Annotated in this window: 19 protein-coding genes; 5 read left to right on the top strand and 14 right to left on the bottom strand. The window is 61.4% G+C overall.

Annotated elements, in window-relative coordinates; all coding sequences use genetic code 11:
- Window positions 1–62 precede the first annotated feature (62 nt).
- Window positions 63–851: an IclR family transcriptional regulator gene (locus OOZ53_RS12195; RefSeq protein ID WP_271089838.1), complete on the top strand. Its 789-nt coding sequence runs from the start codon at window positions 63–65 to the stop codon at window positions 849–851.
- 52 nt (window positions 852–903) lie between these two features.
- Here the strand turns inward: OOZ53_RS12195 and OOZ53_RS12200 are convergent, their stop codons facing one another.
- The 8 genes from OOZ53_RS12200 to OOZ53_RS12235 all read right to left on the bottom strand — a co-directional run bounded on the left by OOZ53_RS12200 (window position 904) and on the right by OOZ53_RS12235 (window position 11,256).
- Window positions 904–2,109: an ABC transporter substrate-binding protein gene (locus OOZ53_RS12200; RefSeq protein WP_271089839.1), complete on the bottom strand. Its 1,206-nt coding sequence runs from the start codon at window positions 2,107–2,109 to the stop codon at window positions 904–906.
- A 195-nt stretch (window positions 2,110–2,304) separates the two neighbouring features.
- Window positions 2,305–3,192 carry a DMT family transporter gene (locus tag OOZ53_RS12205; RefSeq protein WP_271089840.1) on the bottom strand — a complete coding sequence of 296 codons (888 nt, stop codon included), beginning with the start codon at window positions 3,190–3,192 and terminating at the stop codon, window positions 2,305–2,307.
- A gap of 35 nt (window positions 3,193–3,227) precedes the next feature.
- Complete coding sequence (locus OOZ53_RS12210) at window positions 3,228–4,157, bottom strand: dimethyl sulfoxide reductase anchor subunit family protein (protein WP_271089841.1); 930 nt, start codon at window positions 4,155–4,157, stop codon at window positions 3,228–3,230.
- Window positions 4,158–4,160: 3 nt separating this feature from the next.
- Entirely contained in the window at window positions 4,161–4,901 is a 741-nt protein-coding gene (locus tag OOZ53_RS12215) for a 4Fe-4S dicluster domain-containing protein (protein ID WP_271089842.1), read from the bottom strand.
- Window positions 4,898–7,777, bottom strand: a complete 2,880-nt coding sequence (locus tag OOZ53_RS12220; RefSeq protein WP_271089843.1) for a molybdopterin oxidoreductase family protein — start codon at window positions 7,775–7,777, stop codon at window positions 4,898–4,900. The genes OOZ53_RS12215 and OOZ53_RS12220 overlap by 4 nt, the downstream gene beginning before the upstream one ends.
- A 351-nt stretch (window positions 7,778–8,128) precedes the next feature.
- Window positions 8,129–8,596, bottom strand: coding sequence for a DUF992 domain-containing protein (locus OOZ53_RS12225; protein WP_271089844.1), 468 nt, complete (start codon window positions 8,594–8,596; stop codon window positions 8,129–8,131).
- 144 nt (window positions 8,597–8,740) lie between these two features.
- Complete coding sequence (locus OOZ53_RS12230) at window positions 8,741–10,633, bottom strand: monovalent cation:proton antiporter-2 (CPA2) family protein (protein WP_271089845.1); 1,893 nt, start codon at window positions 10,631–10,633, stop codon at window positions 8,741–8,743.
- The gene (locus OOZ53_RS12235; protein ID WP_271089846.1) at window positions 10,630–11,256 is read right to left on the bottom strand and encodes an NAD(P)H-dependent oxidoreductase; all 627 of its coding nucleotides are present in this window, start codon (window positions 11,254–11,256) and stop codon (window positions 10,630–10,632) included. The genes OOZ53_RS12230 and OOZ53_RS12235 overlap by 4 nt, the downstream gene beginning before the upstream one ends.
- Window positions 11,257–11,435: 179 nt before the next feature.
- On the opposite strand from OOZ53_RS12235, the gene OOZ53_RS12240 reads away from it, so the two are divergent.
- Window positions 11,436–12,239, top strand: coding sequence for an acetolactate decarboxylase (locus OOZ53_RS12240; protein WP_271089847.1), 804 nt, complete (start codon window positions 11,436–11,438; stop codon window positions 12,237–12,239).
- Between the two features lie 65 nt (window positions 12,240–12,304).
- Window positions 12,305–13,669 carry a sulfatase-like hydrolase/transferase gene (locus OOZ53_RS12245; protein ID WP_271089848.1) on the top strand — a complete coding sequence of 455 codons (1,365 nt, stop codon included), beginning with the start codon at window positions 12,305–12,307 and terminating at the stop codon, window positions 13,667–13,669.
- Window positions 13,670–13,683: 14 nt separating this feature from the next.
- Here the strand turns inward: OOZ53_RS12245 and OOZ53_RS12250 are convergent, their stop codons facing one another.
- From OOZ53_RS12250 to OOZ53_RS12260, 3 genes are all read right to left on the bottom strand, one after another.
- Complete coding sequence (locus OOZ53_RS12250; RefSeq protein ID WP_271089849.1) at window positions 13,684–14,244, bottom strand: SAF domain-containing protein; 561 nt, start codon at window positions 14,242–14,244, stop codon at window positions 13,684–13,686.
- Window positions 14,241–15,515, bottom strand: a complete 1,275-nt coding sequence (locus tag OOZ53_RS12255; RefSeq protein ID WP_271089850.1) for a hypothetical protein — start codon at window positions 15,513–15,515, stop codon at window positions 14,241–14,243. Before OOZ53_RS12255 ends, OOZ53_RS12250 begins: the two co-directional genes overlap by 4 nt.
- A 475-nt stretch (window positions 15,516–15,990) precedes the next feature.
- The gene (locus OOZ53_RS12260; protein WP_271089851.1) at window positions 15,991–16,272 is read right to left on the bottom strand and encodes a hypothetical protein; all 282 of its coding nucleotides are present in this window, start codon (window positions 16,270–16,272) and stop codon (window positions 15,991–15,993) included.
- Between the two features lie 269 nt (window positions 16,273–16,541).
- Between OOZ53_RS12260 and OOZ53_RS12265 the strand changes: the two genes are divergently transcribed.
- Both OOZ53_RS12265 and OOZ53_RS12270 read left to right on the top strand, forming a co-directional pair.
- Window positions 16,542–17,072: a sigma-70 family RNA polymerase sigma factor gene (locus tag OOZ53_RS12265; protein ID WP_271089853.1), complete on the top strand. Its 531-nt coding sequence runs from the start codon at window positions 16,542–16,544 to the stop codon at window positions 17,070–17,072.
- The gene (locus OOZ53_RS12270) at window positions 17,069–17,848 is read left to right on the top strand and encodes an anti-sigma factor family protein (RefSeq protein ID WP_271089854.1); all 780 of its coding nucleotides are present in this window, start codon (window positions 17,069–17,071) and stop codon (window positions 17,846–17,848) included. The genes OOZ53_RS12265 and OOZ53_RS12270 overlap by 4 nt, the downstream gene beginning before the upstream one ends.
- 6 nt (window positions 17,849–17,854) lie before the next feature.
- Here OOZ53_RS12270 and OOZ53_RS12275 read toward each other — a convergent pair whose 3' ends face one another.
- From OOZ53_RS12275 to OOZ53_RS12285, 3 genes are all read right to left on the bottom strand, one after another.
- Entirely contained in the window at window positions 17,855–18,184 is a 330-nt protein-coding gene (locus tag OOZ53_RS12275; RefSeq protein ID WP_271089855.1) for a hypothetical protein, read from the bottom strand.
- A 77-nt stretch (window positions 18,185–18,261) separates the two neighbouring features.
- On the bottom strand, window positions 18,262–19,557 hold the full coding sequence (locus tag OOZ53_RS12280) for a sulfite oxidase (RefSeq protein WP_271089856.1): 1,296 nt from the start codon (window positions 19,555–19,557) through the stop codon (window positions 18,262–18,264).
- A 163-nt stretch (window positions 19,558–19,720) separates the two neighbouring features.
- Entirely contained in the window at window positions 19,721–20,923 is a 1,203-nt protein-coding gene (locus OOZ53_RS12285) for a hydantoinase/carbamoylase family amidase (protein WP_271089857.1), read from the bottom strand.
- Window positions 20,924–21,173 lie beyond the last annotated feature (250 nt).

Here is a 21,173-nt window from a genome sequence, read left to right on the forward strand (position 1 = left end):
CGCAAACCGGTTCAATTATTGAACCGGTGCGGGCGATCTGATCAACGAAAGGACCGAAAGCGGTGGGCACAATCAGCAACGCACTTGGCCTCCTTGATCATTTTTCGGAATCGCAGCCCGAGATCGGCCTTGCGGATTTGCGTAAACTCTCCGGACACGACAAGGCGACCACCTATCGCTATCTCACCGAACTCGTCGCGTTCGGGATGCTGGAGCAGGATCCCGGTTCAAAGCGATACCGGCTGGGACCGGCAGTGCTGAGGCTTGCAAATATCCGCGAAAGTGTGTTTCCGCTTCGCAGTGCGATTCAGGCCATTACCGACCGGTTGAGCGAGGCGACCAGCGAAACGGCGCACATATCGCTGCTGCAGGGGCTGGTCCTTTCACCGCTGGCCAAGAAGGAAAGCCCAAGACACGCCGCCCGGGTTTCGCTGAGCCTTTCGGAGATGCTGCCCCTTCACGCAACGGCTTCTGGTTTGGCGATCATTGCATTCTCCAGGGAAGATCTGCTCGAACGCGCGATCAAATCGCCGCTTAAAAAATATACCGCTTTCACAACGACGGATGCGGAGCGATTGCGTGCGGACATCGCAAAAACCGTCGCGCGCGGCTTCGGAATGTCAGACCAGGGCTATGAGGAGGAGGTCTTCGGTATAGCGGTCCCGTTCTTCGATCAGGCGGGACATGCAACCGGCACCGCCGCCGTTGCCAGTCCGACATCGCGCATGTCGGACGAGTTGGCTGCCATAATCAAGCGCGCGCTGATCGTTGCCGCGCGGGCCATCACCGAAACACGCGGTGGCACGATACCTGAACATCTTGAAGAGGCCTGGCGCCGCAGCGGCTTCTGAGAAAAAAGGCCCGGATCGCTCCGGGCCTTTGCGTGTTCGATGCGGGGCGCGCCTATTCGGCCGCGCCTGTGCTCATGATTTTGCCGTCCTCGATGGCCAGTGTCTCGAAGACACCGGGCACGTCGCCGTTTTCGTCAAAATCCTGACTGCCGGCGGCGCCATAGTAGTTGATGTCCGTGCCGGCGGCGATCAGTTCCTTGGCTTTCTTCCACTCTCCCGGAAGAATGGTTTCACCGGTTCCGGAAGACACTTCGCGGACTGCCTTGGCAATTGCGGCGCGATCCGTACTTCCGGCCTTCTCGGCGGCAAGGGCCAGAACGAAGGCAGCATCGTAGCTGTTGCCTGCATATGTGGCGTTCGGATCCAGTCCGGCAGCGGTCGCACCAACGGCAAATGCCTCGGAAGCCGGCGTCGCCGGATTGGCCTGACGCGTCATGATGATCCTGCCGTTGGCGGCCGGAACATTGTCGGCCAGCGTCTGGGAAACCATGCCGTCACCGCCATAGAAGACATCGAAATCGCCACCTTCCAGCGCCTGGCGCAGGACGGTCTGACCCGATCCGTCGGCATAGGCGAGGATCACAAGCGCTTCTGCTCCGGTCGCGGAAAGCGAACCGATTTCGGCGCGGTAGTCGGCCTTGCCGTCTTCATGTGCCTCGGAGGCGGCGACCGTTCCGCCGGCTGCCATAAAGGCGGCCGAGAATGCATCGGCAAAGCCCTTGCCGTAGTCATTGTTGACATAGGTTACGGCGACATTGTTCTTGCCGGCCGCGAGCACGACACGGGCCAGCACGCCGCCCTGATAGGCGTCGGACGTTGCCGTGCGGAACACGAGGCCCTTGTCGTCGAGCGTCGTCAGTGCCGGCGAGGTCGAAGCCGGAGAGATCATGGCGACGCCGCCCGGAATACCGGCATTGTTGGCCGCCGAGATCGTGGCGCCGGAGCACAGCGCACCGACGATTGCAGAGACATTGTCGACATTGACGAGGCGGTCGGCCGCGTCGGCTGCCTTGGTCGCATCGGCGCAGGTCGTGTCACCGACGACCAGCTCTATCGTTTTGCCGTCCATCAGGCCGCCCTGTTCGTTGACATGGGTCAGCGCAAGGTTGGCGCCATCGATGATCGGCGGCGCGAGGCTTTCGATCGGTCCGGTCACACCGCCGAGGAAGCCGAATTTGACATCGGCTGCCGTTGCGGCACCTGAAAGTCCGGCCAGTGCAATGCTCGCGGCAAGTGCCATTTTGAGTTTTGGCAACATGAATGATTACTCCCATAGATACGGGCCGTTTACTCCGGCCCTTCGTCCGATTTATCGGTTCCTTTCCGCTATGTTACGGAAAGTTGTGCGCAATCATAGCGAAACAATCGTCGCTGCAAAGCCGAAAATGCGATTTTGGTATACGCCGCATGCGGCAATGCGGGCGGCGGGTTTGCCCGCCGTTTTTCGGGCAAATCAGCGCGCGGATATCTGCGGACGATTTGTCAGGTAAACACCGATCACGACAATCACCGTGCCGGCAATCATCGGCGCTGAAAGCCTTTCGCCGAAAAGCAGGAAAGCCTCGATCGCCACGGCGGGCGGAACCAGGTAGATCAGCGATGCGGCCCTTGAGACCTGACCGCGCCGGATCAGGTACAAAAGCAGCACGATCGCGCCGATGGAAAGGCCGAAAACCGACCAAAGCAGCGCGATTGTCAGATGGATGTTCCAGCTCATGGCGAAGTCTTCGAACAACCATGCAAGCGGCAAAGTGAAGGCGAAAGCGCCGATATATTGCAGCATGGCCGTCGAGCGCAGGTCGCCTGTCTGCAGGAAACGCTTCTGGTAGATGGTCCCGGCCGTGACACCGATCATCCCGACAACGTTGATCCCGAGCGGGACGAGCGCGGTCGCAATCTCCGACCAGTGCAGTGCCGCAAGCCTTGGGACGATGGCGATCAGCAGACCGGCAAGACCGAAGACAATGCCGATCCACTGGCCGCGGGTCAGCCGCTCGCCGACAGCAAAGGGCGCCCACATCGCGGTCAGCAGCGGCTGCAACGCCGCGATCAGTCCGGAAAGCGCCGTCGGCACGCCGACATCGATGGCCCACCACACGCCGCCGAGATAGACACCATGCAACAGCACGCCCGAAAAGACGGCGTGCCACCACCCCGCGCGCCCTTTCGGCCAGGTTGCCCTCACCGCCAGGCACAGGAGAAGCAGAACCGCGGCAGCGCATGCGTACCGCACGGACAAAAACGCCAGCGGCTCGGTGTGCGGCGCGGCGTAGCGCGCAACAATCCAGCCCGTCGACCACAAAAGGACGAACAGCGCTGGGGCCAGGCGGTCGAGTGTCATGAAAGCGGAATCCGGTTGAGGCAGGAACCGGACAATTAGGCGTTGCGCCCACCGTAGTAAAGCGAAACCGCATGCTCGGCCTCGGCAAAGAACAGCCAGCGCTCGACAAACAGGCCCGCCATAAGCGCGACAAAGGCCGGGATGAGCCAAAGCGCCGAGGCGGCAAGGAACCAGACGGCCAGCGCGATCAGCAACGGAACAAGCGCTCCGACACACAGCGCGATCAGACGAAGCTTGACCGCATGTTTGCGGCCGATGACATGCACCATTTCGCGTGTCAGATAGTTCTCACCCGTGTGCGGGCGCTCGAGAAGACGCACTGCGCCGATGGCGCCGAGCCCGGTGGCCGTTTCCATGGTCGAGCCGGCGGCGTCCAGGCTGGACCTTGCGGCCCGGGCCCACCAGGCAAGCTTGAAGGCCCAGGCAATCAGAATGGCGGCAAATGCGATGCCGGCAGCGCCTGGACCTGCGCTTCGGAACCCGTCGAGACCCGCCGCCAGCACCAGTCCACAGGTCAGCGAGAAAACGAGGTAACAGGCAGGCGTCAGCCCGGTGTGCCATTGCGGCACCGTCTTGAGCTGCGCGTAGATCATCGCGGTCGTGTAGACGGTCACGACCGCACAGAGGGCGACGGGCAGTCCGAGCCAAAGGATGCGCTCACCGCCCAGCATCCACACCAGCGTGTAGAGCCCGAAGAGGACAAGGGTGACGATGGCCATCACACCTTCGCGCGACAGCCAGGACGAGCGCCATTGCGACAGGGCGCGCCAGGCGCGTTCGGGATGACCGAGATGGAATGTCGAAGAGACCAGACCGGCAATGGCGAGCCCTCCCGCAAGCGCCGGAATGAAGAACGCCGCCGCGAGGCCGCCGGGCAGCGGCATGCCAAGGCCGATCAGTGCAATCAGACCGAAGCCCGCGCCGGACATGACGGTGAAGAAAATGACGGAGACGGCTGGATGCATCGACTAACCCAACCTTTCCAGGGCCCGGTCGAGCCAGCCGAGGAAGCCATCGGGCGCGGGCTCGCCTTGCGATGCAGCCGGCGCCGCTGCATTTGGCCGAGTCTTCGGCCGCGGCGGCAGGTATTTGTTGACCGGCGCCGTTCCCATTTCCGGCATGAGATCCATCCCGCCACGTTCGGCGACAAGACGCGAGACATCGGATTCGGGATCGGAAAAGTCGCCGAAATGGCGGGCACCGGCGGGACAGGTGCGCACGCATGCCGGCTCGCGGTCGATTTCGGGAATGTTCTCATTGTAGATGCGGTCGACGCAGAGCGTGCATTTTTTCATGACGTTCTCGACCGGATCCATCTCGCGGGCGCCATAGGGACAGGCCCACGCACACAGGCCGCAACCGATGCACATGTCCTCGTCGACCAGCACGATGCCGTCCTCGGAGCGCTTGTAGCTTGCCCCTGTGGGGCAGACGGTGACACAGGGCGCGTCGGCGCAGTGGAGGCAGGATTTCGGGAAATGAACGATCGAGGCCGGCGCGTCGTCGGGACTGACCTCGAATGTGTGGATGCGGTTGAGAAACGCGCCCACGGGTTCAGCTCCATAGGGGTCGAGATCGCCAAGCGGCGCGCCATAGCCACCCGTGTTCCACTCCTTGCAACTGACGACGCAGGCATGGCAGCCGACGCAGGTATCGAGATCGATGACGAGGCCAAGCGCCTTGTCGGTTGACGATGGCAGGCTGGTCACTTCTTGGCCTCCCATTCCTCGCCGTAAGCGAGCACGGAAGGCGGCGCGGCAAGCGCGTCCTCCTGCGCCGGGAACTGCGGCAGCGAAACAGGGTGCTCCTCCGGCTCCGCCTTCTCGATGCGGACCCGAAGATCGAACCATGCTGCCTGCCCGGTGATCGGGTCGGAATTCGACCAGCGCAGACCGTCTGGTTTCGGCGGCAGCAATTCATGAATCAAATGGTTGAGCAGGAAGCCTTTTTTCGCTTCCGGTGCATTCTCATCGAGGTTCCAGGCACCGGAGCGCTTGCCGATGGCGTTCCACGTCCACAGGGTCTTTCCATTGACCGCCTCCATGCGCCGCACCGGCACCTTGATGCGGCCGTGATGGGAGACAACCCAGGCCCAGTCGCCGTCCTTCAGCCCCGCCTCGTCGCAGATGGGGCCCGGCACATAGAGCGGATTGGAGCCATGGATCTGCCGCAACCAGGCGTTTTGCGAGCCCCAGGAATGGTACATGGCCGCCGGGCGCTGAGTGATGGCGTGGTAGGGGAATTCGTCCTTCGATATCCCCTCCCCCTCGAACGGCGCATACCAGACGGGCAGCGGATCGAAGGTCGCCTTGATGCGTTCGCGGTGGCTGTCCGGCGGCTGGCGCTCGCCGTGACCTTCAGCCGCAAGCTGGAACTTGCGCAGCGGCTCCAGGTAGAGCTGGAAGACATTCTCCACCGCACCGTCCTGCAGGCCCATTTCGATGGCCCAGTCGGACCATGCCCGGTTGGCGTGTTTGAAATACTGCGCCTCTTCCGGGACATGCGCCTCGAAGAAGCCGCCGTTCTCGATATAGCGGTTGATCTGGCCCGGATTGGGATCGCCGCGGCCATGGCTGCCGCCGTTCTTGCCGCGCCAGCCGGCAAGCGGACCGACGCCCGGACGCCGCTGATGGTTGACCATATAGTCGGCATAATCGGCGTAGAGCGGCGTGCCGTCTTCCTTGACCATGCCGGGAAGCCCCAGCCGCGCGCCGAGATCGAGGAGCACCGACTGGAAGCCGCGCACATCGCGGCCCTCGCCTTGCGTCGCCGGATCGACCACCGGCCAACGGATGGAATCCGCCAGCGCCTCCGGTTCCGAAATCGGCCGGTCGAGAAGCGAAATACAGTCGTGCCGCTCCAGATAGGTGGTATCCGGCAGGACCAGATCGGCATAGGCCACCATTTCGGAATTATAGGCGTCGCAATAGATGATCTTCGGGATACGGTAATTGCCGTCGGCATCCTTGTCGGAGAGCATTTTCATGACCCCGCCGGAATTCATCGACGAATTCCACGACATGTTGGCCATGTACATGAAGAGCACGTCGACCGGGTAAGGATCGCCGGCATGGGCATTGGATATGACCATGTGCATGAGGCCGTGCGAGGACATCGGCGCGTCCCAGCTGAAAGCGTGATCGATGCGCTGCGGCGTGATGCCGTCATCCTCCAGAAGCAGTTCATCCGGACCGCGCAGGAAGCCGAGATGCGGACCCGGCAGCGGCTCGCCCGGCTTGCAGCCGCCATGCGGCTTCGGCTGCCCGTCGATCGGCCTCGGATAGGGAGGCTTGAAACGGAACCCGCCCGGACAATCGATGGAGCCGATCAGGATCTGCAGAAGGTGCAGTGCGCGGCAGGTCTGGAAACCGTTTGAGTGGGCGGAGATGCCGCGCATGGCGTGAAAGGAAACGGGACGTCCGATCATCTTTTCGTGGCGCTCGCCCTTCATGTCCGTCCAGGGCTGCTCGACGATCACTTCCCGGTCGAATGCCGCGTCGGCAATTTCGCCCGCCAGCCGGCGGATCTGCTCAGCTGAAACGCCGGTTTCGCTGGCAACCACCTCGGGCGCGTATTCTTCGCTCAGATATTTCCGCGCCAGCAGCTCGAAGACCGGGCGCGCACTGCGTCCGTCGGGCAAGGTGACCGCGCCCTTCAGCGCCGGTTTCAAGCCTGTCAGCCGGGACGAACGGCATTCCTTCTTCTGCCGGTCGAAAACCAGCGGCTCGCCGGCCTCGTTGCGCGCGATCAGACCGTGATCGGCAGCGCCCTCATCCTCGATAACCAGCCAGGGCGCGTTGGTGTAACGGATGAGATAGTCGAGATCGACCTTGCCCGCCTTGAGGAGTTCGTGCACCAGCGCCAGGACGAAAAGGCCGTCCGTTCCGGGCGTGATGCCGACCCATTCATCTGCGACCGCGTTGTAGCCGGTACGAACCGGGTTGACGCCGATCACCTTGACACCGCGTTCCTTGAGACGGCCGAGGCCCATCTTGATCGGATTGGAATCGTGGTCCTCGGCAACGCCGAAGATCATGAAGAGCTCGGTCTTTTCCCAGTCGGGCGAGCCGAATTCCCAGAATGCGCCGCCGAAGGTGTAAATGCCGCCCGCGGCCATGTTGACAGAACAGAAACCGCCATGAGCAGCAAAGTTCGGTGTCCCGAATTGCTGCGCCCACCAGCCGGTCAGCGACTGGCTCTGATCGCGGCCGGTGAAGAAGGCCAGTTTCTTCGGGTCGCGCTCGCGTACCTCGCCCAGCCACTCCGTGGCGAGCGCCAGTGCTTCCGTCCACTCGATTTCCCTGAATTCGCCGCTGCCGCGTTCACCGGTGCGCAACAGCGGCTTGTTGAGCCGCGCCGGCGAATAATGCTGCATGATGCCGGCCGAACCCTTGGCGCACAGCACGCCGCGATTGATCGGATGGTCGCGGTTGCCCTCGATATAGCTGACTTTGGGCTGGCCGTCGGGGCCTTTTCTCAGATGCACATTGATGCCGCAACGGCAGGCGCACATGTAGCAGGTGGTCTTGCGGATTTCATCGGACACATGGGGCGACCGCTCCACATCGTGCCTGTCTCCGCCCATTTATGAACCCCCGATTGCCTGAAAAACAACGCCTTCGGCGAGTCTTCTATATTATATCTTTTTACGATTCCAGAGTATGTCGCGCGCCGATCGAATTTTCATATACATAACGCAAACGGGTCGGGGGAGGACCAGCGCATCCAAAGACAGGGAGCCAGACGGCCAAAGAGAATAAACCGAGCGGCAAGCTCGGGAAATCGGTTCGAATGCGTGTCCGCAAAGATACCGGCCTGGTCGCCCCAAAATTTGGCAACCGGCATGACGAAAGGCCCTTGGGCCGTGGATTGGCCTCAGGGGCCGTCGCCGGAAAACCGCGGGGCTGACCGCGGCATTCCGGCAAGCGGCATCAAATCAGTTCGTCGCCTCGAGCGTGAAACGCGATACGCCGGCGGCGATGTTGAGGCCGGTTTGCAACTGGACATTGACCGGCTGCAGGGAAATCGAGTTCTCGAAACCGCCGACCAGGATATTGGCTCCAGCGCCGACACCGACGGTGGCTTCGGCGGATGCGCCGACATAAGTGCCGTTCAGGGCGCCCTGGGGCACGCTGCGGCTCGGCGCCAGCACCCACCAGACGAGATCCGTCCGGTCCGCCTTGCCGAGATCGATGCCGAATTTTTCCACCGATCCGTCATAGAGCTCAGTCGATCCGTTGATCGAGGTGTATTCACATCCAAGGGTCTTGTAGGAAACGAGGATGTGATTGCCGGCGTCGGCGACGGAACAGCCGAGCTGGCCGATCTTGATCAGTTCGGACGCCGATGTCGGTGTGGCGCCCACCGCTGCGGCGAACAGCAGAGCCAGAGTCAGTTTTTTCATTTTTGATGCTCCTAGTATTCGGTCCGCGCCCGGCTCCGTGCCGGACGCACCGATGATATTTGCGCTTAGAGCGCGCAAATATGATGAGGATGTGGCAAATTCAATGGCTTGCGACAATTTCGCAAAGCACATGATTTACGAATGCTATTCGTCATCCGGCTTGCTGCCGGGCGGCAACCAGGCGCGCTTGACCCGATCATGGACCGAGGGATTGTCCGACAGGGCATCCTCTGTCTCCTTCTCGATCTCCCGCGCCAGTTTCATATAGGGCTCATTCTCGAAAACCGGAACATCCGGATCGAAGAGGCGCGCCAGCCTGCGGATGCCATCGCGATCGCGTTCGACGAAGACGGTGATCAGCTTCTCGACTTCATGCGGATGCACACCGAAGGCCTCCAGCGAATAGCGGGCGGCGCGCACCGCGCTGTCGAAGGTCTCGCGCACGATATCATCGGCGCCGGCCTTGTAGAGTTCGTAGACATAGTGCCGGTCGCGGGCACGGGCGACGATGTGCAGGTCCGGACGCTCGCGCCGCGCATGCTTGACGATTTCCACGGCCCGGTCCATGTCGTCGATCGCCACGACGAGCAGGCCCGCTTCCTCGAGCCCTGCCGAATGGAGCAGATCCGGGCGGGAGGCATCGCCATAGAAGGTGCGGATGCCGAAGCGGTTGAACCCGTCGACCATGTCGGCGCTCAGATCAAGCACCACCGTCTTGTAACCATTGCCCTTGAGCACACGGTTGATCACCTGGCCGAACCGGCCGATGCCGCAGATAATGGCCGCGCCCTTCTCGTCTATGTCGTCGGCCGCCCTGCCCTGTTCCTTGTCGAGGCGCGGCAGGACCACCTTGTCGAAGAAGATGAACAGCGCCGGCGTCAGAAGCATCGACAGCGCCACGACAAGCAGCAGCAGATCGGACAGGTCCGCCGGTATCACCGAATTCTGCACCGAAAACGAAAGCAGCACGAAACCGAACTCGCCGGCCTGGGCAAGCGACAATACCAACAGCCACTGATCGGCGCCGCGCAGACGGAACATGAAGGACAGCGCCAGCAGGACGGCCGCCTTCAACGCCATCAGGCCGATGGTGAGGCCGATGACGAGGAGCGCGTTCTCTGACAGCAGGGCGAAATTGATGCCGGCGCCGACGGTGATGAAGAACAGGCCGAGCAACAGGCCCTTGAAGGGCTCGATATCGCTCTCAAGCTCGTGCCGGAATTCGCTGTTGGCAAGCACGACGCCGGCAAGGAAGGTGCCGAGCGCCGGCGACAGTCCGACCAGCGTCATCAGGAACGCAATGGCGACAACGAGCAGCAGGGCGGCGGCGGTGAAGATCTCGCGCAGTTTCGCGGAGGCAATGAAACGGAACAGGGGCCGCGACAGATAGTGCCCGCCGGCGATCACGGCGGCGATCGCCGCGACATTGACGATCGCGACCTGCCAGCCGGAAAGGCCCTCGATCAGGCTGAGCTCGGCGCCGTGGCCGCCATGACCATGGGTTTCAGCACCATGATGGGCCAGTTCCGGCAAGGCCAGCAGCGGGATCAAGGCCAGCATCGGAATGACGGCGATGTCCTGGAACAGCAGCACCGAGAAACTCGACTGGCCGCCATCGCTCTTCATCAGGCCCTTCTCGTTAAGCGTCTGCAGCACGATCGCCGTGGACGACAGGGAAAAGACCAAACCGATCGCCAGCGCGACCGTCCAGGAAAGACCGAAGGCCATTCCGCCCGCCATGACCAGGACAGTGGTGAGGCCCACCTGCAGACCGCCAAGGCCGAGCAGCCGGTTGCGCATGGTCCAAAGGGTGCGCGGCTCAAGCTCGAGCCCGACGAGGAACAGCATCATCACGACACCGAATTCGGCAATGTGCTGAATGCTCTCCGTATCGCCGACAAGGCCGAGCGCCGGGCCGATGACGATGCCGGCGATCAGATAGCCGAGCACCGATCCGAGACCCAGGCGTTTGGCGATGGGAACGGCAATCACGGCGGCGCACAGATAGACAAAGGCCTGGAACAGCAGTCCGGTCACGATTGCGCCTCCTCGATGATCGGCAGCGTATCGGCGGTCAGCACCGGGAGACCATCGGCCGCATCGAGATCGAGCCGGTCGTCACGCAGCGCCTGCAGAAAGCGGCCATAGCCCTCGACATGCGTGGCAAGCCGTTCGCTACCCGCCGCCCTGAGCGCCGCGTAGAGCGTATAGGGCGGCACGAAGCGCAAACCGCACAGATTGGCCGTCTGTTCGATCGGCGCCAGCAGGTCGCGCAGCGGAAAATTGTTGCGTGCGCCCACCCGATAGAAATCCTCGGGACCGCCGGTGGTCACCACCGGCACGAACAGTTTGCCGGCAATCATCACACCGCCCTCGCCATAGGCGAAACCGTATTCGAGCACGAGGTCCTGCCATTCCTTGAGCAGTGCCGGCGTCGAATACCAGAACAGCGGGAACTGGAACACGATCACATCATGGTCAAGCAGGCGCTGCTGCTCCAGTTCGACATTGATCTTGAAGCGCGGATACTCGGCATAAAGATCGACAAAGGTCACGCCCGGGGTTCGCCGCGCGACCTGCGCCAATTCCGCATTCGCCCGCGAATAGCGCTGACCCGGATGGGCAAACAGTACGAGTATCTTCCGGCCCTGCTGCGTCACGCGCCCTCCCCCATCTGCTGTGTCGGCCGACTTTTCCGGTCCGCACAGAGCTTGTCAATATCGAGCGGGACGCCGACAATTCAAGTGCGGTGCACAAAGTGGGCTGAACCGGCCAAACAGCGCTTGCCCGACTCATGATGAGCGCGCATGATGGGACAGGAACCGGAGAACTTCACCCCATGACGATCCCGATCAGCCAGAGCCGCCACAGCCGCAAGGCGGTCAGGGCCGCGATCTGTGCTGCCCTGCTGTTCGCAGCCTCCTGCAATGCAGTTGCCCATGATCCGGAAGTTTCGTCCATCGGCGCGCGGACGACGCTCTTCGTATTCGGCCCGGAACTGCCGTTCATGTTCGACATTACCGGCGAGCGGCTGGACTTCCGCTGGTCCGACCTGAAGACCTACGGCAACACTGCCATCGGCACGCTGGAAAACGGCGCCGGCGAAGTGATCGGCATCGACCGCGAATACTGGGTCGCCGATCCGACCGATCCGACGCCGCGCGAACTTACAGAGGAAATCACACCGTCAGGCGTTGTCGCGACGTTCGTGCCGGACCAGAAGTACGAAGTCTCGACGACAGTCAACCTGGAGGCGCTGCAAACCATCCTGGATGGCCAGTTCGGCGATACGGAGGCTTTCGTCTATCTCTTCCGTATCTCGGCGACGCTGAATTTCGTCGAATACCAGCTCACCGGCCCTGTCCCCAATGGCGAGATCCTTGCCCAGATCGATGCCGGCGACAGCCAGAAGGCGGCAACAATCGGAACGCAGAAATACACCGCCAACAATGTACCGGCCACGCTGGTCGGACTGCGTGCGCCCGGCTATCTCAACACCGTGCTGGAAGTGCCCTATCACATCCATTTCCTTGCAGACGACCGGAGCATGCTCGGCCATGTCACGGAGCTGCAGGCGGATGACCTGACGGTGCAATGGACACGGGTCAACGCCGTCAACATCCATATGTGGGACGTTAAATAGGAGCGTAATTTCCACAACCGTTTCAAAGGGGTAGCGCCAAGAGCCTTTTGTAGCGGAGAAACGTGATGATATCGAGACTGCCCCTTCTTGCACTGACCGCGCTGGTTTGCCTTGTCCTGCTGCCAGGCACGCAAGGGCCGGCGCGCGCCGCGCCGAACATCCTTCTGATTATCGCGGACGACATGGGTCTCGATGCCAGTCCCTGCTACGATGTGGGTGCGTGGAAGCCGGCAATGCCCAATCTCGAGCAGTTGTGCCGCGAAGGCGTTGTCTTCGACAATTTCTACGCGGCGCCGATGTGCTCGCCGACGCGGGCCACGATCATGACGGGGCGCTACGGTTTCCGCACCGGTGTCGGCACGGCGGTGGGCCGACGCTCAGACAATGCCCTCAAGCCGTCAGAGACCACGCTGTTTCAGTATCTCGATGCCTATGCGCAGGACCCTTACGCACATGGCGTCATCGGCAAATGGCATCTTTCCAATGAGAACAATGGCGGAGCCGACCACCCGCGGCGCGCCGGCGTCGGCTACTATGCCGGTGTGATCGAGGGCACGCTTGAAGACTATTTCAACTGGCCCCGAACGGTGAATGGAGACACCGAAGAGGTCAACCGCTACGTGACGACGGCGATGACGGATGACGCCATCGCCTGGATCGCCGCCCAGGGCAGCCGCCCCTGGTTCCTCTGGCTTGCCTATGTGGCACCGCATCTGCCGCTTCACGTTCCGCCGCAGGAACTGCATTCCGTGGCCGGGCTCACGGGCGAGAGACAGGACATACGGGCCCGTGCCCTCGACTATTATTTCGCGGCGCTGGAAGCCATGGACACCGAAATGGGCCGGCTGCTGGACAGCATGCCGAAGGCCGAACGCGAAAACACGGTTGTCATCTTCATCGGCGACAACGGCACGCCGAACCAGACGGTGCAGGCGCCATTCGAGCGCCGGCGCGCCAAGGCCAGTCTCTATGAGGGCGGCACGCATGTGCCGCTGATCGTCGCCGGCAAGGGCGTGACACGGCGCGGCGCGCGCGAGGAGGCGCTGGTCAATTCAACCGATCTCTTCGCAACCATCGCGCAGCTCGCCGGCATCGATCTGGGTTCCGCGCCCGAACGCCCCGAAGACAGCATCAGCTTCGCACCGCTGCTTGAGGAGAGCGGCTCCGCTGCGCGGGACTATGTTTATACCGAACTGTTCGGCGACGCGCCGGGTTCAAGACGGGGCAACCGGCCGAACCCGAACGGCTGGGCGATCCGCGACGGCCGCTGGAAATATCTCCATCTCGACGAACAGGGCGATGCTTTATACGACCTGGCAGCCGATCCGTTCGAGCAGGACAATCTCATGAATGGCGGATTGGACCGCGAGGAAGAGGCAGCCTTCCAGCGCCTGCAATCGGCGGGCCACGACCTGCGCGCGGGGTATTAGAACGGTCCGCCAGGCTACCGGTCGGTCACACAAAAAAAGGGGTGCCTTACCAACCAGGCCTTTTTCAGCTCATCGGCCCTTACGTCCGGTGAAGTCTGAGTGACATCGACAATAATCGTGCAAAACCGACGGTCGCAATTCACAGCCAGGATCGGTCCCGGCAGGCCGTATTTTTGCGTCTGTGTGCAAATCTGCACGGGCATTCCGACACCCAGCGAAAGGCTGCTGACGAGATCGGCACGCATCGATACGGACGCAAACAGCTTGTGGGCGATGTCCGGCAAGAGCGGACGGTCCGAGACATCGGCGGCGACAACCGGTTTTCCGGCGGCGATGGCGTATTTTGTGTATTTGCCGACCAGATTTTCCATCGAACCTGTCTGGAGATCGCCGGCAACAATAGGATGGTTGGGGTGCAGATCGCGCGCCGCCACGGGCGGTGGTTCCGCCGTGCGTTGCTGCACAAAGTAACCGGCGGCGAGCACCGCCAGCACAAAGCAGACATACGGCACTCCGCGAAACAACGCGACCAAAAGCAGAAGAACCGTCCGGTGAAATCGCCGGAGCCAGGTCATGGATGCTCCAGTGTCGCGTTTTCGTGGTGCTCATCGAACAGAAGAAGCCGCGCCGTCTGATGCCAGGTTTCTATTTCTTCCTCGGTGGATTTCGGCAGCGGACGCCGCAACGCCTTGAGAAGGTCGAAACGGCAGATATCGATCGCGCTGCGGACCAGGTTGGAATAGTCCGAATAACTTTCCCGGACCATCCAAAGCCAAAAGAGCACCGCTGGCGGTCCCAGCGCGGCGAGCACGAACAGCAGATGCAGTTCTTCCCCGGCAAATGCCAGAATCAGCAGCCAATTGAGGATAAAGAGCAGCGTCAGCGCCAGACAAAGCACCGAATAGTCGACCTGTGTCTTGGCCGCGTCCAGGCTGGATTTGATCGTATCGTCGGCGATCACCAGACGCAGACGCGGCCAGAAGAAATCAAAATCGAATCCATATCGCGTATCGCAATAGCTACGCAGCGCCGCGACGTGATTTCCAAAGCGCGTGGGCGCCAGCTCCGCCTTTGCAAACTCGCTTTCATGTTTCTTGAACATGCGCAGTTCACGCGATTGGGCAATGTCCTGCACATAGGGCGCAAGCTTATCCATCATATCTGAATACAGTCCGCTCAACCTCTCCGATTGGGCGATATCGGCCATCTCGACCCTGGGATTGCGTGAATCAGAGTTTCCGCGCAGGCGACCGGGATGGGCGCAATTGCGGCTCAGAGCCCGTTCCAGACTGATGACGGCGCTTCGAAACTCCTTGACCGGCACACGCATATTCATAAGCCGGAGCATCTTGATGGACTTTATCTGCTTTTCCGCCTCGTCTATCGCGCGCGCATCGGTGATCTTCTCGAGTGCTTCTCCAAGCAGGCTTGCCTCCCACAGCCTTTTCTTTATTTCGCCGGTCGCCGGAAGGCGGGCACGCGCGTTCAGCAATTCCTGCCTCTCGGAGATGAAGCTGTCGTATCGAAGCCTCTGATTGAGGAGCATGGACGCACGAATAGGCCACCAGAGATTTTCACCCTCTATAAGCTTTGTTATCGCCCGGATGGCAGGAGAAACAGTGAAGGCGACAACGGCGATCGCGCCGATGGCAAGCACCGTGTCGACGACCTTGCTGGCCGAGCCTGCCGATTCGTAGTAATCGAGCAGATATTTTCTTACGGGTTCGAATTCGAATGATGCGAATATGAGATTCGCCGCAAAAAACAAAAGCCAAGGGAAAAAACGGACGAGAAGAAACGAACGCCCCAGCCATGAATCCACTTTATCCAGAATTTGGCCGAACATTTGTACTGCCTAAATACCATCACACATTACGCGATACATCGTCCACACTTCGTTCCATAGTAGACTCTTCCACACCTCTTGCATTCGTATGTTGTCGGAAGCACGGAATACAGCCGTTTGAAATCAGGGCTGGTGACCGCAAGTATCTCATGCGGGCCGATCCCTGATCCGTAATTCAGAATACTGCCAATCTCATCACCGGGCCGAAGGCCGAGGACGCTGGCTGCGCGTGACCTTCTGCCCAAGGGCCTTACCATTCTGCCGTGTATGCTGCGCAACGGCAGATACACGTCAACGTCACTTCGCGTCAGGTTTTCGAGACTGTAGGCGGAGTATCTGTAGGGCGATATTTGCCCGGGCAACTGGAGAACCAGATTGCTGTTATCCGTATCTCGCAGGTGGGAAACCGCCGCGTGGACCGTCATATCACCTGTTACAAGAGGCGTGGCAACAATTCTGAATTCTCGGTCCGCCATCAATCTTCATCCAGGAATTCGGTGTGCGCTTCGATATGCGCGATGAGCACAACCAGATCCATTGACCCTGCCTGCGCAGGATCCAGGTCCGTCCAGTTGAAATTCAGGGGAGGCGCATCGGATCGCAGACGATTGGCTACGGCATGCAGAAAAAGCTGAACGGCCGATTTATCTTTGTATACGTCGGTATTGTCGCTGAGTTTTTGAGTATTCTTGAGTTCTATTCCGTCAGCGGCGATCTGCAAGTGCACAGCTGAGTATATTGCGGCAGTTCTACTCATGACATTCCCCCACAATAGAACTATTCTCGGTTGAAACACTACCAAATAGACACAACTGATACAATCCGGCCAAGTACCGACGTCTGATCACTGCAAAGCGAAGACGTGGCCGGTCGATCCGGCGGCGCCTGTTTGCGTTTTAAATGGTGGCCGGATGAACACACTGGCGGATAACCCTTCTACGAAGCGATCGGAACATTGAACCCGAGCGGCCGTTTCGCCTATGGTTGGCTCGCGGGCGTTTTGCGTCCGCCAGGGAGGGTGTCGCAGTGCTATCGCGGTTTCTGAGACGGCGCGATCCGACGGCGCGGCTTTCAGTTGAACTGAAAGCCTACGCGCTGGCGATGACGCGCGACCCGGACATTGCTGAAGATCTCGTGCAGGAGACCCTTGCGCGCATGCTGGAACGGCCGGGTTTGCTGGAAGACAGCACGATGTCAAAGCGCTACGCATTCAGAACCCTGCACAATCTCTACATCGACAATTTGCGTAAAAACAAAGTCAGGCAGGAATATTCCGCGGTTCAGGAACGTCTATCCAGCGAAGCGGACGGCGCCGGGTTCGACGCAGTCGACCGGTTGATCGTTCGCAATGCGTTCGAATTGCTGACGCCGGAGCATCGCGAAATCCTGTTTCTGATCGATGTCATGGGTTTCAAATACGCGGAAGCCGCGGAGACGCTTGGCGTTGCAAAGGGAACGGTGATGAGCAGGGTCAGCAGGGCGCGGGCGGAGATGGTCAGGAAACTCCAGGAATCTCCGGTGCGCCCGCTCAAACGACGTGGAAAGAACGGGAATTGAGCAGGCTTTCTGAAAAGGATTTCGAATATCTGAACGCGCTCGCGGACGGCGAACTCGACGATGACACGGCGCGCGAATGGCGGGCTCGCATAGACAGTCATCCCGGGATGCGCACCGCCTATGACGAAATCGTCTCGATCAAGCGCAAGCTGGCTGGCCTCGGCGCTGATGCTCCGGAATTGCCGGCCCTCGGCAATCAGGACAGTTCGGGCACCGGGCGCTGGGCGATCGCTGCATCGATTGCCGCGGTTCTGCTCGCCGGCGCCGTGGTTTTCTGGCCCGGCGGCGAAACAACGGGCCAGCCACAATCGATCGCCGCCTGGCATGACCGTTTCTCCGGACAGGAATATGTTGTCGATCAGGGCGACCAGCCGCTTTTCGTCTCATTCGGCACGATCGCCGATATTCCGATACCCGATCTGCAAGCCTGGCGTCTTTATCTGGTCGACCACCATGTGCTGGATCAGGGAACGCCATCCGCGCAGGCGGTGCTTCACTATCGCGGCCTGCGCGGCTGCCGGCTGACCATCCGTTACGGTGCGTCCGTGCAGCCGGTGAGTGCAGAGGCAGCGCCGGCCGCGGACGGCAATTTCCGCCACTGGCTGGCCGGCAGTTCCGACATCAGCATCATTGCCAGCGGAATGGATGCGGGCCGTTTCGGATCGATTGCCGACTATGTGGAACTGCTGACGAAGGCTTCAGCCGATCCATCCGGAAAGATGCAGATCGCCGAGGCCAGCGGCATCCTGAACGCACCGCCCTGTACGCAGGTTTGACGCGCTTCAATTTGATGGAAAATTCGGCCGGTCGACGCCGTAGTTCTTGGCAAGATAATCGATGATGAGCGTGTAGTCCGGCTCCTCGATTTCCTCCATCTCCTGGTCAAGCACCATCCATTCCAGCAGTTCGATCCAGCCTTCGCGGGTCAGACCCTGCTGGGCGATGATGCGCTCGGAATGGCAGGCTGCGCAGTAGATAAAGGTCTCCTCGACGCCGGTATCGTTGAACAGGACACCGAATTCGTAATCGTCATCCGCCGATCCTGCCTGGGCAGCCCCGGCAAAGCCGACAAGGAAAAGGACGCAGAGCAAGTGTCTGAAGACACGGTTCATGGTGTTCTCCAAGGAAAGCGCGGCTGCGTGGCAGATAAATCCGCCACGCATGCGCGGTCAATGTTGATGAGGACCGGTTAGCTGACGGTCAGCGCGACGCGGTGCATGGTGTTGTTGAGGTATCCCTTGGGATTCCACGCCAGCGCGAAGGGCTGCTGCTCGCCGGAATCATCCGTTGCGCGCGCCCAGACCTCGTAATAGCCGGCCTGCGGGAAAGTGACGGTCGTGCGCCAGTTCTGCCAGGCGCCGTCATTGACCGGATCGTCGAGATCGGCCTGCTGCCAGGTGGCGCCGAAATCGATCGAGACATCGAGCCGCGTGACCTTGCGGTCGCCCGACCATGCGTGGCCGCGCACTTCGGCCTTCATGCCGGAGGCCGTGCCGGTCTGCGGCGCAGTGATCAGCGATTTCACCGGCATGCGCTCGATGATCTCGAAATCCTCTTTCTCGACCTTCTCGCCCGGCGCGACGGGCCGGTTGGGAACCCTGTAAGAGGTGCCGGTCATCTTCGGTCCGTCATGGATGATGTCGCGCAGGTAGATGCGCTTCAGCCATTTGTGGGAGACGGAGCCCGGCCAGCCCGGCACCACCAAGCGCAGCGGCGCGCCGTTGTTCGGATGGATGGGCGCGCCATTCTGCGCCCAGGCGATGAGCACATTGTCGGTCATCGCCTTTTCGATCGGCATGCCGCGCGAGATCGGCAGCTTGTCGGGATTGCCGGACAGATGGCTGTCGGCGCCGACATGGGCGGTATAGACGACATTGTCCTTGACGCCGGCGGCATCGAGCACGTCCTTCAGCCGCACGCCCGTCCAGTCGGAGCAGCCGACGGCGCCGAGCGTCCACTGGTTGCCCTTGGCGGGCGGGTCGAAGGCGGCGCGGCCATTGCCGCCGCATTCGATGGTCAGCGCCATGGTGTGGTTCTCGAATTTCTCGCGAAGCTCGGCGATCGTCATGGTCATCGGATTGTCGACAAGTCCGTCAACGGTCAGCGTCCAGCTATCCGCACCGACATCCTCAGGCGGATGGCCGTTGTTGCGGATGAAGTGACGCGCTGTCGGCGTGATCGGATCGTCAAGCAGATGCGGCGGCGTCTCGGCGTTGATCGGCCGGTCATTGAGCAGCGTCAGCCCGTCCTTGCCCACAAGCACATCATCGCTGGCAAAAGCCGCCGGAACCAAGCCGGCCGGCATGTTGCGGTGGAACGGGATCGCCGCTCCCACCATCGCGCCCATGGTCGCAAGGCCCGCGCCCCTCAGAAATCCGCGCCTGTCCGAATTTGTCTTCCTGCCGAAAAATGCTGCATCAGCCCCTTCAGGGTCCCGCTCGAAATATTCATGGAGCCCCCTCGGCCCGCCAGTATCGTCACTCATGCGTATCTCCTCCTCCTCTGCGATCGATTGTCGCATTGGGAAAAGGACGTGCGTGCCGCCGGAATTATTCCGATGGGCGGGTGAAAAAATTGGCCGAAGGATTGCTTGAACGGTTTTGGTCAGGTCGTCCCTCGGCGGCCGGAATCGCCGTAAGGCGTTTGATTCATTCAGCGATTGCCCGCGCCAGCACCTCGGCGCCGCGGACCAGATCGTGTTTGTGCGTATCCTCGGAAAAATTGTGGCTGACGCCGCCGATCGAAGGCACGAAGAGCATCGCCGCCGGCATCAGCCGCGCGACATTGGCGGCATCATGCAGGGCACCGGAGGGCATGATCCGCCAGGCACCCGGCGCGGTCGTTTCAGCGGCTCGCTCGAGACGCGCACGCAAGGTCGCGTCCATTTCTGTCGGCGGCACTGCGACGGGGTTCGAGATGTCCAGTTGAAGACCCCGGTCATCGCAAAGGCGCATGGCGGTTTCGCGAATAATGGCCTCCATATGGTCGAGCCGGTCGGCGCTGCCGTCGCGCCACTGCACGGTAAAATCCGCCTGCCCCGGAACGATGGACGAAGCGTTGGGCTGCAGCGCGACGTGACCGATGGTCCAGACGGTCGCGGGCGTCACCACATCGGCAAAATCCCGGTTGATCGCCCCGGTGAATGCGGCAAGGCCCTGAAAGGCGTCGCGACGCACCGCCATCGGCGTGGTGCCGGCATGGTTTTGATGGCCGGTGAACCGCATCTGCAGGCTGCGGATGCCGACAATGGCGTTCACCACGCCGATCGATTCTGCCGCATCGTCAAGAACCGGGCCCTGCTCGATATGCGCCTCGATGAAGCCGGAAAACCGCCCGGGTTGAATGAAGCCCGCAACGCACAGGCCGGCCATGGCCGCCCGCGCCTCGGCAAAGCTGCGGCCCTCCAGATCCGTGATCCCGTCGGCCTCATCGAGCGGCAGGGCGCCGGTCCAGATGCGGCTGCCGGTCAGCGCGCCGAACCGGCCTTCCTCGTCCTGGAAGGAGACGACGGCGACAGGCGGTCCGCCCGTTTCTGCGGATGCGCGCGCCACTTCCAGCGCGGCGATCACGCCGTAAGCGCCGTCGAGCCAACCGCCCTCAGGCTGTGAATCGCTGTGCGAGCCCGACAGGATGCAGGGCCTATCCGTTTGCGGCACACCGAAGAGATTACCGGCGGGATCGAAGACGGGCTCAAGCCCCGCCTCCCTCATGCGACCCGCGAGCCATTCGCGCGCCGCAATATCGGCCTCGGAAAAGGCGGGGCGCACAACGCCGCTCTGCCTGGCGCCGAAGGACCGAAGTTTCTGAAGATCGCCCAGAAGGCGGTCGGGATTGATGTTTATGGGCGGCATGTTGCTCCTGGACTCAGTCAAACGGCACCGCACAATCTGGTGCAGTCGGCCAATCTTGTCGAACAATAGTCTGGAGCCGTTCGGGAGTTAACCGAAATGTCACACCCGGCGCCGCTTTAATTGACAGCGCGTTTGGCGGGCCGCTACAGTTTTTGCGGACAGGATTGTCCACCCGGGGCGGGTGCGTTTTGGTTGTTGTCGAACGGGCGGCAGGACAGGACGGATCGCGGATGAAGCCCCGGCAATCATG

The sequence above is a fragment of the Allohoeflea poritis genome (assembly GCF_027889715.1).
GTDB lineage: Bacteria > Pseudomonadota > Alphaproteobacteria > Rhizobiales > Rhizobiaceae > Hoeflea_A > Hoeflea_A poritis.